Here is a 13,815-nt window from a genome sequence, read left to right as displayed (position 1 = left end):
TAATAGATTGGTGCAGACCCAAACGATATCTCAATAATTTGGTTCCGTAAATTTCGCAGGTAGTGGCCGAGCGTTTAAAGCAATTGAGTGCATTCGGCAAGGACTATGATACCGGCGTTCGAGATTACATTCATGTAGTTGACTTGGCGTATGACATTTAGCCTCACAAGACTATAAGAATAACAGTTTATGAAATGGTACGTAATCCGCACCAAGCCGCGTCAAGAACAACGCGCACTGGTGAACCTAGAAAACCAAGACATTGCAGCCTATTTACCGCAGGTGACATTGCAACGAGTCCGTCGTGGTAAGCGCACAGCTGCGACTGAAGCGTTGTTTCCGGGGTATATCTTTGCGCAGTTGGATGACTTTGCAGGGCGCTTCCATAAAATTCGCAGTACTTTTGGGGTGCAGAAGATGTTGATGTTCGGCGAACAGCCTGCGACAATTCCTGACGCACTGATTGAAGAACTGAAAAACATTGAGCTTGATCCGCATACTCGGAATGCAGCGGAACACCAGTCATCACCGCAAGTGAATGATAACGTTGAGATATCAACGGGGCCGTTTGCGGGTTTCGTTGCAAAAATTATTGAACTTGACGGCGACTCGCGTTGCATCGTTTTGCTTGATTGGCTGCAACAAGAAGTAAAAGCAACATTTTCTTACAATGATCTGAATAAAATTTAACCATTGTAATCCCCCCGAAGAATCGGAGCAGTTATAAGTAGAAAATTCCGTTAAACTAAAACGAGGGAGTTTTCTATGCGCAAATCACGATACACAGACAGTCAGATCTTAGCGATTCTGAAACAAAACGAGAACAGTGTACCCGTTCCAGAGCTCTGCCGTGAACACGGTATGAGCTCAGCTCAATTTTATAAATGGCGCGCCACGTTTGGTGGCATGGACGCATTAATGATGAAGCGTCTCAAAGAGCTTGAGGACGAAAATAAACGTCTCAAAAAAATGTATGTCGAAGAGCGACTCAAGGCTGAGATCCGCAAGGAGCCCTTGAGGGAAAGTTGTAAAGCCATCTCAGCGATGAAAACGCTGTGATTGCTGATTGGTTGCTACGCCTAACCACCGCGCAGAAGCGCTGGCGTTTTGGTTTGTGCTTTTTGCACTTACGTAACGTGAAAGGGTATCCATGGAACCACAAACGCATGTATCGCATTTATCGTGAGCTAGAGCTGAACTTAAGAATCAAACCCAAGCGTCGCCTGCGACGCGATACACCAGATGCTTTAAGTGTGCCAACCGCAATGAATCAAGTCTGGTCGATGGATTTTATGTCCGACAGCTTGGCTGACGGGCGTTCACTGCGAACATTTAACGTCATCGACGATTACAACCGCGAAGCGTTAGCCATCGAAGTCGACCTTTCGCTGCGAAGTGCTCGTGTTATTCGCGCCTTAGAGCAAGTTATTGAATGGCGAGGAAAACCTGCTGCTATTCGCTGCGACAATGGGGCATAATATTTGTCAAGCGAGCTGATTAACTCGGCTGAAAAGCATCAAATTACGATGCTTTACATTCAACCAGGTAAACCGACTCAGAATACCTATGTTGAACGATTTAATCGAACAGTGCGGCATGAATGGCTCGAGTTACACCTGTTTGAAAGCGTCGAACATGCACATGAACTTGCCACTCAGTGGCTTTGGCTTTATAACAACGAACGGCCTAATACGGCCATCGGAGGCATTTCGCCCAAACAATAATTAACGCAAGCGGTTCATTAATTCTACGAATAACTGCTGCTTAAAATGGGGGGAATACATTTGTTATTCGTGCCGCCGATGCTGCGACAGGACGTGTCGCAGACGTGTACCAACTTAACGCCAAAAACGCGACTGCACTGGTTTTAGCCGAACAATTTAAGCTGCAGCAGCGCGATATTGTTTACGTAACGGCTGCACCAGTAGCCCGCTGGAACCGCGTCATCAGCCAGCTATTGCCATCGATAACTGGTTTATATAGTTTAGGCCGTTTCCAAGACGATATCGGAAGTAACTAGATCATTTAATAACAAGTAAAAGTTAGCGAGTTTTAATTTATGGGAAAGACATTTTTAATAACGGGTGGCGCAGGATTCATAGGTTCGGCGGTAGTACGTGAACTTATTAAGAACAGCGAACATCAGGTCGTGAACGTCGATAAACTGACATACGCAGGTAATCTCGAATCATTAAGTACAGTGGCTAATGATTCACGTTACTCGTTTGAAAAAGCCGATATTAGTGATTCTTCGGCTATGAAAGTGATATTTGAAAAGTATCAACCTGAAATCGTAATGCATTTAGCAGCGGAGAGTCATGTTGACCGATCAATTGATGGCCCTTCGGAATTTATTCAAACCAATATAATTGGCACTTACACTTTACTTGAAGCGGCAAGAGGTTATTGGGATAATTTGCCATCGGAAAAAAAATCTGCATTTCGTTTTCATCATATTTCAACTGATGAAGTTTACGGTGATTTACACGGGACTTCAGATTTATTTGTTGAAACAACAGCTTATGCACCGAGTTCACCATATTCGGCCAGCAAGGCAAGCTCAGATCATCTGGTTCGAGCATGGCACCGTACATTTGGTCTGCCAACATTAATAACTAATTGTTCAAACAACTACGGGCCATACCATTTCCCAGAAAAACTTATTCCATTGATGATACTCAATGCTTTGGGTGGTAAACCACTGCCTGTTTATGGGGATGGTAATCAAATCAGAGACTGGCTTTTCGTCGAAGACCATGCGCGAGCATTAATTCATGTTGCTCAAAATGGTGCAATAAATGACACATACAACATCGGTGGTCATAATGAACAGAAAAATATCGATGTGGTGAAGCTGATTTGTGAGTTGTTAGAAGAGCTGGCATCGCAACACAAGCCAGAATCAGTAAGTAGTTACAGTGACTTGATTACGTTTGTAAAAGATCGCCCAGGCCACGATGTCCGCTACGCTATTGATGCCTCTAAAATCGAAAAAGAACTTGGGTGGAAGCCCCAAGAAACCTTTGAGACAGGTTTGCGTAAAACAGTTCAATGGTACTTAGATAACAAGAATTGGTGGCAACGAGTGTTGGATGGTAGTTATAAATTGGACGAAAAGTCGGCATGAGGATTTTAGTAACAGGTGTAAACGGGCAAGTTGGTTTTGAAATCGTTCGAAGTTTATCGATATACGGCGAAATTTTGGCCCCCGTGCGTAGCGAACTTGATTTGACTAGGTTAGAAGCTGTTAACGATTATCTTCAAGCAACTCAGCCTGATGTAATTGTTAATGCTGCGGCATACACAGCGGTCGACAAGGCTGAAACTGAGCAGGACTTGGCTTTTCGAATTAATGCCGAACTGCCCGCAGAGCTTGCCAAATATGCTCAACGTAATAGTGCGTTTCTTGTCCACTTTTCTTCGGACTATGTTTACCCTGGTTCTGGCGATATTTCTTGGAAAGAAACAGACGAACCTGCGCCACTTAGCACGTATGGAAGCTCAAAGCTTGCCGGTGACGAAGCGATAATAAGCTCGAAAGCAAATGCTGTTATATTGCGAACAAGTTGGGTGTATAGTGCACGCGGCAATAACTTTATGAAAACCATGCTGCGATTAGCTAAAGAAAGGAAATCACTCTCAGTTGTCGCAGATCAAGTAGGGGCGCCAACAGCGGCTAGGCTACTTGCTCAAGTAGCGACAGAATTTGTCGCAAAGCGCAATGAGATTGAATCTGGTGTATACCACATCGCTCCGAAAGGAGAGACTAGTTGGCATGGATTTGCGAATAAAATTTTTGAGTTGTCTCGTCAACTAGGGGAAAAACTAGATATCGAAACGGTTCAGGCAATATCAACCGAAGAATACCCAACACCAGCAAAGCGCCCGTTAAATTCTCGGTTGAATACTAACAAGATAGAGTCTGAACTTGGTATTGAGTTACCTCGTTGGCAGTCACAACTAGAACTAACATTGAAAGAATATTTTGGAAGGTTTAACTAATGGCTTATAAAGGAATAATTTTAGCTGGCGGTTCTGGGACGCGCTTGCATCCAATTACTCGCGGTGTATCGAAGCAGTTATTACCCATTTACGACAAGCCAATGATTTATTATCCGATATCGGTATTAATGTTAGCCGGTATACGTGAAATTTTGATTATTTCAACGCCGGAAGATTTACCCCAATACGAAAAATTATTAGGAAATGGTGATGATTTAGGCGTGCGTTTTGAATATGCCGTACAACCAAGTCCTGATGGATTAGCGCAAGCATTTATTATTGGCGAAGAGTTTATCGGTAATGACAATGTATGCCTTGTATTAGGCGACAACATTTTCCACGGACAATTTTTTTCAGACCAACTGAAACGTGCTGCAAGTCACGCAACTGGCGCGACAGTATTCGGTTATTTGGTAAAAGACCCCGAGCGCTTTGGGGTGGTTGAATTTGATGATAAAGGTCAGGCCCTAAGCATTGAAGAAAAACCTGCGAGACCAAAATCAAACTACGCTGTAACTGGTTTGTACTTCTATGATAATGATGTTGTCGACATTGCAAAGCAAGTAAAACCGAGCGAACGCGGTGAGTTAGAAATTACGTCAGTTAACAATGCTTATTTAGAACGAGGCTCGCTGCATGTGGAACGCCTTGGGCGTGGTTTTGCATGGCTTGATACAGGCACACATGATTCATTACTTGAAGCAAGCTCTTACGTGCAAACCATTGAGCACAGACAGGGTTTAAAAGTGGCGTGCTTGGAAGAAATTGCTTGGAAGCAAAAATGGATATCTGATGAGCAATTGGCGGCTCATGCAAAAGCACTGAGTAAAACACAATATGGTCAGTATCTGGCAACGCTTTTGAATTAAATAGGTGGTTTATGAATTATAAGAAGCTCGCTATTCCAGATGTGGTTCTTATAACACCGAAAGTCTTTGGTGATGAGCGCGGTTTTTTTCTTGAAACATTCCGTCGTAGTGAATTTCAAAAATATTGTGGTGACTATGAGTTTGTCCAAGATAATCACTCAAGATCTGCTCATGGTATCTTACGCGGCCTGCACTACCAGTTACAGCACACTCAAGGAAAATTAGTTCGTGTCATTCGCGGAGAAGTTTATGATGTTGCGGTAGATATGCGTGAAAATTCAGAGACTTTTGGAAAGTGGGTTGGTGCTTATTTAAGTGAGCATAACAAGAAAATGCTGTGGGTACCGCCAGGTTTTGCCCACGGATTTTACGTTACCAGCGCGGAAGCTGAGTTCGTTTACAAGTGCACCGACTATTATGCTCCCAAGTACGAAGTGTCGTTATTATGGAACGATCCGGATGTGAGCATTGAATGGCCGTTAATGAGTGCCGACCCAAAATTATCGGAAAAAGACAAAAGTGGGTTTAATTTTGTAGACGCCCCTAAACTTTAAAGGGTACATTTACGGCACATGCATTTTGTTAAAGCCCCCAACTGGGGAAAAACTTGGCATTTTTATGTATAAATGGGCCTTCTTTTATCTCTAAAATAAGAGCGGTTTCCGACATACATTCAACGCTATGTATTTCACCATGTTGAAACTCAATTAGCTTCGGATGGGCTTCGTTGTTACTTATGGTTTCCGATTGAGTAACATTTCCTAGATCATCATATATCTTTATAGATAACTCGCCATGGATTATCGAGAACATTTCCCATTTTGTAGGTAATTTGTGGTAGTGAGGTTCAACAAAGCTGCCCTTTACTAAACCTATTAAAATTCGCTGAACTGGTTCTTGGTGATTTGAATGTAAAAGTAAATGAGCTCGTTTGCGTGAAGATTGCTCAGCCTCCTTTAATAGCTTGTCAATTATCTTCTTATCAATAAGTCGCATAATTAGAATATTTTCGTCAATAGGATGGGTTTAAATTGTGTCAATTTTTCTCGCTTGTCAATCAGGTGTAAGCCCCGTCACACTTCCTTCGCCCCCCAATGTGGAAAATGCCTACGCACGTAGGCATTGAGGTTTTTCTCGAATTCGCTGACCTCGCCCGGTTTCGCGGGTTCATCGTTAAGCGGCTGCTGCACCATGCCTGCGCCGACGGTTGCGTTGGTTTGTTTATCAATCAAAATAAAGGCGCCGGTGTTGCGGTTAATACGATACTTGTCGAACACTGCGCGCTCGTGCAGGTTTAAATCCACCAAGCCAATTTCATTCAGTATCAAGGTTTCCGCTTCGTTTTCTTCCAAGCTGTTCACATCCACCCGGTAACGAATTGATTCGACCGAACCGATGGTCAACTTGGTACCCATCTTCACGTAGTATTCCCGAAACGGCACAAGGCCATCCTCGTTTAACCACACCATTTTTGCGCGCAGTCGGCTCGACATATGCGGCATGGCGTTCTTATCAACAATCATATCCCCGCGGCTTACATCTATTTCATCGTTCAGTGTTAATGTCACCGCCTGCGGTGCATGGGCTTCCTGCAGATCGCCTTCGAAGGTATAAATGCTTTTGATGGTGGATACTTTGCCAGACGGCAGGGCACGAATGGTATCGCCAACTTTCACGCCCCCTGAGGCAATGGTACCGCTAAACCCACGGAAGTCTTGGTGGGGGCGATTCACGTATTGCACGGGGAAACGGAAGTCACTGTGGTCGGCATCACGGTTGATTTCGAGGGTATCCAGGTATTCCATTAAGGTACGGCCACGGAACCATGGCGTGTGTTCGCTGCGGTTTACCACGTTGTCGCCGTCGAGCGCTGAGATAGGCACAAAGTGGATATCTGGAATATCCAGCTGCCCGGCAAGCTTTAGGTAGTCGTCTTGAATTTCTTTGTAGCGCGCTTGGCTAAAGCCAACTAAGTCCATCTTATTTACGGCGACAATGGCGTGTTTAATACCCAATAAACTCACAATATAGCTGTGGCGTTTGGTTTGGGTTTGTACGCCATAGCGGGCATCGATAAGTATGACGGCTAAATCGCTGGTGCTGGCGCCGGTGGCCATATTGCGGGTGTATTGCTCGTGCCCGGGCGTGTCCGCGATAATAAACTTCCGTTTGTCGGTGCTGAAATACCGGTAGGCCACGTCGATGGTGATGCCTTGCTCGCGTTCTGACTGTAAGCCGTCAACGAGCAATGCTAAATCAACGGTGTTATCGGTTCTTTTAGAGTCTTTGGTAATGGCGGCTAATTGGTCTTCATAGATCATTTTGCTGTCGTGCAGCAGTCGGCCGATGAGGGTGCTCTTGCCATCGTCAACGCTGCCGCAGGTGATAAACCGCAAAAAGTCCATTAGAAGTACCCTTCCATTTTCTTCTTTTCCATGGAGCCGCTGGCATCATTATCAATCACCCGGCCTTGTCGCTCCGATGTGTTCGTGAGCAACATTTCTTGGATGATTTCCGGCAAGGTGCTGGCGCTGGATTCGATAGCGCCGGTGAGTGGATAGCAACCGAGGGTACGGAAGCGCACGGTTTTGAGTTCTGGTGTTTCGCCCGGTTGTAATGGCATACGCTCGTCATCGACCATGATGAGGGCTCCGTTACGTTTGACTACGGGGCGCGGCTTGGCGAAATACAGCTCGGGAATTTCGATTTGTTCCAGATGGATGTATTGCCAGATATCCAGTTCGGTCCAATTGCTTAGCGGAAACACGCGAATACTTTCTTGCGGGTGTACTTTGCCGTTGTAGATATTCCACAGCTCTGGGCGCTGATTTTTGGGGTCCCAGCGGTGGTTTTTGTCGCGAAAGCTGTAAATACGCTCTTTGGCGCGCGACTTTTCTTCGTCGCGGCGAGCACCACCAAAGGCTGCGTCAAACTGGTACTTATTGAGCGCTTGCTTCAACGCTTGGGTTTTCATCACGTCGGTATGCACGGCGCTGCCATGAGTAAATGGGCCAATGCCTTGTTCGATGCCATCTGGATTGGTGTGCGTGATGAGTTTGAAACCGTGTTTTTCGGCCATGCTATCACGAAATTCAATCATTTCTTTGAATTTCCAGGTGGTGTCAACATGCATCAGCGGAAATGGAATTTTACCGGGCGCGAATGCCTTGCGCGCAAGGTGTAACAGCACAGAACTGTCTTTGCCGACAGAGTAAAGCATGACTGGATTGCGCAGCTCAGCCACCACCTCACGCATAATGTGAATGGCTTCGGCTTCAAGCTGTTGTAAGTGGGTTATTTGGTGCATGAGCCGAGTTTATCTTAAGTGGTGGGTGGTTGGAAGTGGGGTGCAGTCCTAGCTCCGCACCCCGTTGGGGTTCGGTGCTAAAACTGCACCCGCAACAGATCCTGATGGATGTAGCCTTCGCGGTTGTCGCTGAGTTGCACGTGGTACCAGCTTTGAAATGGGTTTTTGCCGATAATTTGCACGGTATCACCCGGGTTTAGCTTGTCGATGATGGCGGTGTCGGTGGAGGCGCCGGCGCGCACCAGCACGCGGCTGTTCGCATTCACCACATACTGCACGTTGGCGGCCTTGAGGTCGTTTTCATTTACCCATGCCACACTGTTCATGCCGGTAAACCAGCTCCAGGCGTCGGCCAGCGGCAATTCAGTAAGAAACTCGCCGAGCTTTGAACCCCAGCCCTCGGCAGCCTGTGCACTTGGTACACCACTGCCCAATGTTACTGTCAGTGCGAGCGCGCAGATTCGTTTGGTTGTCATCAGTCGTCCCCTGCTAAGAAACTCAGTCCGGCCAGCATCATGTCGGTTGCGGCTTCGAATGCCAGTTCGTACAGCGCATCCATGTCGGCCTCGATGGCGCCGGTGTATTGTTGCAATGCCGAGCCAGCGTTGCCAGCCAAGGCTTCGTTGATAAGCTCCAGCACAATGTCTTCGCCAGTGCCTTTGGCGACTTCTTTGGCGGCGTCGTTCAGCTCATCCATTAAGCGGCGTTTTTGTGCAGCCGATACCTGTTGCGGCTTGCCGCTTGGGCTAAGGGGCGACTGAATGGAATTTTTCAGCAGCAGTGCGGCTTCTAAGCGGCCGAAGGCATCGCTGCTGATTTTCTTGTCCACGGGCACAGAAACAGTGCCTAAGCGGCGTTCCCACAATAAGCTGCCGTACTGATCGGTGGCGACCATTTGTGCGCCCACCGTTGGCTCACCGCTGTAACGGCGGCTAAACGGAATCAGCATGATGCTAAACTTCAGCCCGGCGGTGCTGCTGTTAGTGCTCTCGTCAAACAGCTCGCAGCCTTGGTCGCTGTAGGTTTCTTCGGGGAAGAAACTGGTGACTAAGCGCACTACATCAGCGCGCAAGTGTTTGGTAAACGAGCGGCGATAGGCGCCCTCGCGGGTTGGGCTGGCCAGTTGCAAGAACAGCTTCTGATTGAAGTGTTGTGTGGCTAAATAGGTGGCGCTGCCAACGTTGGCTTCCGGTAGATGGCTGCGTAGGTAGTTGGTTACGAACTCGCGGTACTGGCCGACGACCTTGGCGGTTTGTGCGTTGTCGGCCTTGAAGCGTTCAGCCATGGCGGCCATGGATTCGGTTTGGTCGGTGAACGCTTGGTATACCTGCTCGAGCGTTACGGTGTCGGAGATGCTCTTGCGCCAGTAGGCTGCAGCTTCTTCCGCTGAGGCATGCGCATGTGCCGACAGCGACCCGTGGCTGGTTGGGTTGTTAAAGGTGGTGTCGGTGGTGTACCAGCCTTCGGCAAGGCTTACGTCCATAGGCAGCCCGCGCTGGGTGCTGGCGGCGCGCAAGTTAAGCAGCTCGCGCAGCATGCGATAAAAGTCACGGTTGGCGGCTAGTGCCCGGTTGTGCCCTTGTTGTTGAATTTGGTCCTGGCCGTTGGTGGTAATTAACTGTGCTGCGGTGGCCGAGGCTTTTTCTAACAGCTGTAGGCGGCGATGGTATTTGGCGAACACTTGGCGACGGCCTTCTTCGGCGGCCAGAATTGTCTTTTTTGGCTTCAGGCGGAACTGGTTGCCGCGCTTTATGACGTTTTCAAAAGCCCAGACGGTGTTTTCGGCCTCGGCGCGCTCGAGTGCCTCGCGCAGCTCTTTGCGGCGTGTGGCAAAGCCGAACAAGTTAACGATAGGCGCGCGTTTCAGCAGCCAATAGCCAAGGTACACGGCTGGGAATATCCACCACCACAGATGCAACCAAATGCTGTTGCCGGGCGGCGGTACAAAGGGCAGGGCGACCTGCGCGGCTTGGGCTTGATCCAACCGGCGAAAAATTTTGTTCTCAGGGTCATAAATGCCAACTCTGGCGTGCTTGGCGCTGGTGGGGCCAAGTGGGTTTATCTGCCAGCCAAAATAGTGCACGTGTTCGCGGTTGTCAGCAGCGGTGCGCGCGGTGTGTTCTTCCAGCACCACATAGGTAGGCGGGCCGAGCACGATGCCCAGCAGCACGGCCAGTACGGTAAGGAAAACAAACTTCCGAAACCCTTGGAATTTAAAAAACAAAACCACTGCAACCAGCAGCGTTCCTAACGCAATCCACAGCCACATGCTGCGTTCTCCTTATTCGGCAACCTATTCGCCTGCTGATTCGGCAATAAAGTACGGGTTCAGCAGCGATTCTTTGGTGTTGTAGCGCAATGGCTCGCCGGTTAGGGTGTTAACCGTACCGCCTGCGGCAAGCACTACGGCGTGCGCGGCGGCGGTGTCCCATTCGCTGGTTGGCCCGAGGCGTGGGTACAAGTCAGCGGCGCTTTCAGCAATTAAACAGAGCTTGAGCGAGCTGCCCATGGGCACCATTTCGTGCGGTTCGTTTAGGTTATCGAGATATGCCTGCATGCTTGGCGACTGGTGTGACCGTGAGCCAACGACGCGCAGCGTGGCTGGTTTTTTCTGCCGGGCAGTGATGGCTTGACCATTCTTCATGGCACCAAGGCCGCGCGCCGCACTGTATAAGGTGTCTGTAGCAGGGGCGTACACCACGCCAGCCACCGGTTCATGGTTGTGAATAAGCGCAATGTTCACCGTGAATTCGCCGTTGCGTTTGATGAATTCTTTGGTGCCGTCCAGCGGATCAATCAGCCAATAGGTGTTCCACTGCTGGCGCACGTCCCAGTCTATTTCTGCAGACTCTTCAGAAAGTTGCGGCAGCTGCGCAAGTTCGATATCAGCGAGCTCTAAAATGCCAGCCTTAATGATTTCATGGGCCGCGAGGTCGGCCTGAGTAAGCGGGCTGTCGTCGCCTTTGGCTTGCACGGCAATACGCTGTTCAAAATCAGGCGCGTTGTATATTTGCATGATGGCGGCGCCAGCTTTTTTGGCGACGGCTTCAAGTTGGCTTAGTGCATGTTCGGTGATCATGGTAAATCCCTTTAGCTGATGAAGTGGGGTGCAGTCCCTGCTCCGGAGCAGGGACTGCACCCCACCTCTTACGCGATATAGTTGTGGGTGCGCAGGTAGTCAATGACCTGTTGTGCGGCACCTTCAATGCTGAGTTCAGCGGTTTTTAAGTGAATTTCTGGTGTGGTGGGTTGCTCATAGGGCGAGCTGATGCCGGTAAAGTTGGCGATATCGCCCGCACGGGCCTTTTTATAGAGGCCTTTTGGGTCGCGCTGTTCGCAAACTTCCAATGGCGTATCCACGAACACTTCAACAAACTCGCCTTCGTTCAGTAGCTGGCGCACTTGTTCACGGTCACGCGCAAACGGCGACACGAAAGCACTCAACACAATTAACCCGGCATCGACAAACAGTTTGCTGACTTCACCAATGCGGCGAATGTTTTCGACGCGGTCTTCTTCGCTAAAGCCAAGCCCGTGGTTGAGGCCTAAACGAATGTTGTCGCCGTCAAGCAAATAGGTATGGTTTTGGTTGCGATTGAGCAGCTCATCCACCGCGTTGGCGATGGTTGATTTACCCGAGCCGGAAAGCCCGGTAAACCACAGCACCACAGGCGTTTGATTCTTCTGTGCGGCGCGGCGGTCGCGGCCAACTTGATGGTTATGCCAGACAATATTTTCGTTGTTAGGGTTGGCGTTTTTGTCGGCGCTCATAGTTATACTTCCTTGAGAAATTCCTTTACGGCTGCAGGCATCATACAAAGGAAACATCACCAGTAACATACCCGCCGTCCGAAATCTTTGTCGCAAGGACTTTTTTCGCGTTTTCTTCGCCGTGCACCAGGCGCACGTTGTGCACCGGCTTCACCGTGGTTTGTAAAAATTCCAGCAATTCGCGCTGATCAGCGTGCGCGGAATAACCGCCCAAGGTGTGTACGCGCGCCCGAATTTGGTAGCGCTGATGGTCAAGCACCACATAGCCGCCACCGGGGCCATGCTCCTGAATATCGCGCCCGGGGGTATTTGCTGCTTGATAGCCAACGAACACAATGTCGGTGCGCTCATCGTCCAGCAATGCCTTGAGGTAATTCACGATGCGGCCACCGGTGCACATGCCGCTGGCGGCTAAAACAATGGCAGGCTCGCCGCTACTGCGCAGCAGTTCGATGATTTGTTCGTGCTGGTGATGGCTTTCAACCACATGCAGGCGCTCGAAGTTTAACGGGTGACGGTCATCCGCCAAGCGTTGTTTCGCTTCGTCGTCCCACAGCGCCTTGAGCCGCCGATAGTGTTTGGTGTATTGGCTGGCTAGCGGCGAATCTAAAATTACCGTCATTTTTCGCCAGTCGGGGTCTTGATGCATGATGTCTTCTATTTCATACAGCAGTTCTTGCGTGCGACCGATACTAAAGGCCGGAATCAACACGGTGCCTTTATCGACGAAGGCTTTCTCAATAACATTTTTCAGCCGCTGCTGCCGCGTGTCGCGGTCTTCGTGCAAGCGGTCGCCGTAGGTGCTTTCCAGCACCAAGGTGTCGGCATATTCCAGCGGGGTAGGGTCTGGCAACAACGGCGTATTCTTGCAGCCCAAGTCACCAGAGAATACCACCCGCTTTGGCAAGCCTTCGGCGCCTTTCGCAAGCGACTGTTCAAACTCAACGTACGCCGAGCCCATGATATGCCCTGCGTTACGCAAACGCATGCGCCACCCATGTTCCAACCCGTGCCACTGGTCAAGAGGTAGGGTGCGGAGCTGGGACTGCACCCCACTTAATACCTTTTCAGGGTAGGGGAAGCGGGTGACTTTCATGGCATCGGCCAGCACCAGTGGCAGCAGTTGGGCGGTGGCTGGGGTGCAATAAATGGGGCCGCGAAAGCCAGCCATGAGTAAACTGGGCAGCCTGCCAACATGATCGATATGACAATGAGTGACCACCAGCCCAATCAGATTATCGATATAAAAGTCGATGTCTTGCACACGCCGATCAAAGTCGTTGCTTTCAGCATCGCGCGCTTGAAACTGGCCGCAGTCAACCAGCATGGATGCGGTTTCGGTTAGATAAAACTCGTGGCATGAACCGGTTACGCCTTGGTGCGCGCCGTGATGAACAATCTGAGTAACTTCCATGTAAATGGCTCTCGATAAAATGAAACTTAATATGCCATTAAATTTAACATGATGTTATGATTTGTGCATGTATTTGTTTAAATTACTTTATAGCGTATTCTTTACATTGTGATTAGCAAATGCACTACATGGAGGTATCAATGAGAGAAGAATACATCGACCATGAGCGGCGCAAGCGGCCGCGAAAAATTTCGTTGTACAATGGCGATGAAAAACTGTCTGATTTAGGGGTGCCGATGGCGGAGTCAAATCACGCCGCGCTGAAGCGTACCTTGCAGGAACTGCACCGCTCGCCGATTCTTACGCATGCGGTATTTCGTGATCGCAACGGTAAAACCTGGGTTATCCCGCGATCTATTTCGTACTTCAAACGGTTAAAGATTCAACTGTTCGCCGCTTAACAATATTTACAAAAACGCGCTAGTCATTCGTAGTGTGTTGTGGTTATATTG

13 protein-coding genes and 4 pseudogenes are annotated in these 13,815 nt (G+C 49.0%); 9 read left to right on the top strand and 8 right to left on the bottom strand.

Annotation, left to right across the window (positions count from 1 at the left end):
* Positions 1-6: 6 nt before the first annotated feature.
* The 8 genes and pseudogenes from EGC76_RS11970 to rfbC all read left to right on the top strand — a co-directional run.
* Positions 7-149 (top strand): annotated as a pseudogene (locus EGC76_RS11970) (UDP-glucose 4-epimerase); the annotation flags it as partial.
* 40 nt (positions 150-189) lie between these two features.
* Positions 190-690 carry a transcription/translation regulatory transformer protein RfaH gene (gene rfaH / locus EGC76_RS01655; RefSeq protein WP_128351273.1) on the top strand — a complete coding sequence of 167 codons (501 nt, stop codon included), beginning with the start codon at positions 190-192 and terminating at the stop codon, positions 688-690.
* A 75-nt stretch (positions 691-765) separates the two neighbouring features.
* A pseudogene (locus tag EGC76_RS01650) lies at positions 766-1,724 on the top strand (IS3 family transposase).
* Between the two features lie 59 nt (positions 1,725-1,783).
* Positions 1,784-2,020 (top strand): annotated as a pseudogene (locus EGC76_RS01645) (polysaccharide export protein Wza); the annotation flags it as partial.
* Positions 2,021-2,059: 39 nt separating this feature from the next.
* Positions 2,060-3,127: a dTDP-glucose 4,6-dehydratase gene (gene rfbB, locus EGC76_RS01640; RefSeq protein WP_128351272.1), complete on the top strand. Its 1,068-nt coding sequence runs from the start codon at positions 2,060-2,062 to the stop codon at positions 3,125-3,127.
* Positions 3,124-4,002, top strand: a complete 879-nt coding sequence (gene rfbD / locus EGC76_RS01635; protein WP_128351271.1) for a dTDP-4-dehydrorhamnose reductase — start codon at positions 3,124-3,126, stop codon at positions 4,000-4,002. Before rfbB ends, rfbD begins: the two co-directional genes overlap by 4 nt.
* Positions 4,002-4,871: a glucose-1-phosphate thymidylyltransferase RfbA gene (gene rfbA, locus EGC76_RS01630; RefSeq protein ID WP_128351270.1), complete on the top strand. Its 870-nt coding sequence runs from the start codon at positions 4,002-4,004 to the stop codon at positions 4,869-4,871. Before rfbD ends, rfbA begins: the two co-directional genes overlap by 1 nt.
* An 11-nt stretch (positions 4,872-4,882) precedes the next feature.
* Positions 4,883-5,425: a dTDP-4-dehydrorhamnose 3,5-epimerase gene (gene rfbC, locus EGC76_RS01625; protein WP_128351269.1), complete on the top strand. Its 543-nt coding sequence runs from the start codon at positions 4,883-4,885 to the stop codon at positions 5,423-5,425.
* Positions 5,426-5,453: 28 nt separating this feature from the next.
* Here the strand turns inward: rfbC and EGC76_RS01620 are convergent, their stop codons facing one another.
* From EGC76_RS01620 to EGC76_RS01585, 8 genes and pseudogenes are all read right to left on the bottom strand, one after another.
* A complete protein-coding gene (locus EGC76_RS01620) occupies positions 5,454-5,867 on the bottom strand; it encodes a WbuC family cupin fold metalloprotein (RefSeq protein ID WP_128351268.1) in 414 nt (137 codons plus the stop codon).
* A 77-nt stretch (positions 5,868-5,944) separates the two neighbouring features.
* Positions 5,945-7,273, bottom strand: a pseudogene (gene cysN / locus EGC76_RS01615) (sulfate adenylyltransferase subunit CysN); the annotation flags it as partial.
* Between the two features lie 2 nt (positions 7,274-7,275).
* Positions 7,276-8,178 carry a sulfate adenylyltransferase subunit CysD gene (gene cysD, locus EGC76_RS01610; RefSeq protein WP_128351266.1) on the bottom strand — a complete coding sequence of 301 codons (903 nt, stop codon included), beginning with the start codon at positions 8,176-8,178 and terminating at the stop codon, positions 7,276-7,278.
* Between the two features lie 77 nt (positions 8,179-8,255).
* Entirely contained in the window at positions 8,256-8,654 is a 399-nt protein-coding gene (locus EGC76_RS01605; RefSeq protein ID WP_128351265.1) for an SH3 domain-containing protein, read from the bottom strand.
* Complete coding sequence (locus tag EGC76_RS01600; RefSeq protein ID WP_128351264.1) at positions 8,654-10,447, bottom strand: hypothetical protein; 1,794 nt, start codon at positions 10,445-10,447, stop codon at positions 8,654-8,656. The genes EGC76_RS01605 and EGC76_RS01600 overlap by 1 nt, the downstream gene beginning before the upstream one ends.
* A gap of 24 nt (positions 10,448-10,471) precedes the next feature.
* The gene (gene cysQ, locus EGC76_RS01595) at positions 10,472-11,257 is read right to left on the bottom strand and encodes a 3'(2'),5'-bisphosphate nucleotidase CysQ (protein ID WP_128351263.1); all 786 of its coding nucleotides are present in this window, start codon (positions 11,255-11,257) and stop codon (positions 10,472-10,474) included.
* A 68-nt stretch (positions 11,258-11,325) separates the two neighbouring features.
* Positions 11,326-11,949 carry an adenylyl-sulfate kinase gene (cysC, locus tag EGC76_RS01590; RefSeq protein WP_128351262.1) on the bottom strand — a complete coding sequence of 208 codons (624 nt, stop codon included), beginning with the start codon at positions 11,947-11,949 and terminating at the stop codon, positions 11,326-11,328.
* Positions 11,950-11,989: 40 nt separating this feature from the next.
* Entirely contained in the window at positions 11,990-13,363 is a 1,374-nt protein-coding gene (locus EGC76_RS01585) for an MBL fold metallo-hydrolase RNA specificity domain-containing protein (RefSeq protein ID WP_128351261.1), read from the bottom strand.
* Positions 13,364-13,503: 140 nt separating this feature from the next.
* Here EGC76_RS01585 and EGC76_RS01580 point away from each other — a divergent pair, with 140 nt between their 5' ends.
* Entirely contained in the window at positions 13,504-13,764 is a 261-nt protein-coding gene (locus EGC76_RS01580; RefSeq protein WP_128351260.1) for a hypothetical protein, read from the top strand.
* Positions 13,765-13,815 lie beyond the last annotated feature (51 nt).

Origin of the sequence: Pseudidiomarina gelatinasegens, assembly GCF_004025325.1 — a bacterium.
Lineage (GTDB): Bacteria > Pseudomonadota > Gammaproteobacteria > Enterobacterales > Alteromonadaceae > Pseudidiomarina > Pseudidiomarina gelatinasegens.
The sequence above is the reverse complement of the archived record's forward strand: the minus strand, read 5'-3'. Positions and strand labels throughout refer to the sequence as shown.

Bases quoted from the DNA above. Each gene is read 5' to 3' on its own strand.
- cysD (WP_128351266.1), bottom strand. From the start codon at position 8,178: ATGCACCAAATAACCCACTTACAACAGCTTGAAGCCGAAGCCATTCAC.
- EGC76_RS01600 (WP_128351264.1), bottom strand. From the start codon at position 10,447: ATGTGGCTGTGGATTGCGTTAGGAACGCTGCTGGTTGCAGTGGTTTTG.
- EGC76_RS01605 (WP_128351265.1), bottom strand. From the start codon at position 8,654: ATGACAACCAAACGAATCTGCGCGCTCGCACTGACAGTAACATTGGGC.
- EGC76_RS01580 (WP_128351260.1), top strand. From the start codon at position 13,504: ATGAGAGAAGAATACATCGACCATGAGCGGCGCAAGCGGCCGCGAAAA.
- rfaH (WP_128351273.1), top strand. From the start codon at position 190: ATGAAATGGTACGTAATCCGCACCAAGCCGCGTCAAGAACAACGCGCA.
- rfbA (WP_128351270.1), top strand. From the start codon at position 4,002: ATGGCTTATAAAGGAATAATTTTAGCTGGCGGTTCTGGGACGCGCTTG.
- rfbC (WP_128351269.1), top strand. From the start codon at position 4,883: ATGAATTATAAGAAGCTCGCTATTCCAGATGTGGTTCTTATAACACCG.
- rfbD (WP_128351271.1), top strand. From the start codon at position 3,124: ATGAGGATTTTAGTAACAGGTGTAAACGGGCAAGTTGGTTTTGAAATC.
- EGC76_RS01620 (WP_128351268.1), bottom strand. From the start codon at position 5,867: ATGCGACTTATTGATAAGAAGATAATTGACAAGCTATTAAAGGAGGCT.
- cysC (WP_128351262.1), bottom strand. From the start codon at position 11,949: ATGAGCGCCGACAAAAACGCCAACCCTAACAACGAAAATATTGTCTGG.
- cysQ (WP_128351263.1), bottom strand. From the start codon at position 11,257: ATGATCACCGAACATGCACTAAGCCAACTTGAAGCCGTCGCCAAAAAA.
- rfbB (WP_128351272.1), top strand. From the start codon at position 2,060: ATGGGAAAGACATTTTTAATAACGGGTGGCGCAGGATTCATAGGTTCG.
- EGC76_RS01585 (WP_128351261.1), bottom strand. From the start codon at position 13,363: ATGGAAGTTACTCAGATTGTTCATCACGGCGCGCACCAAGGCGTAACC.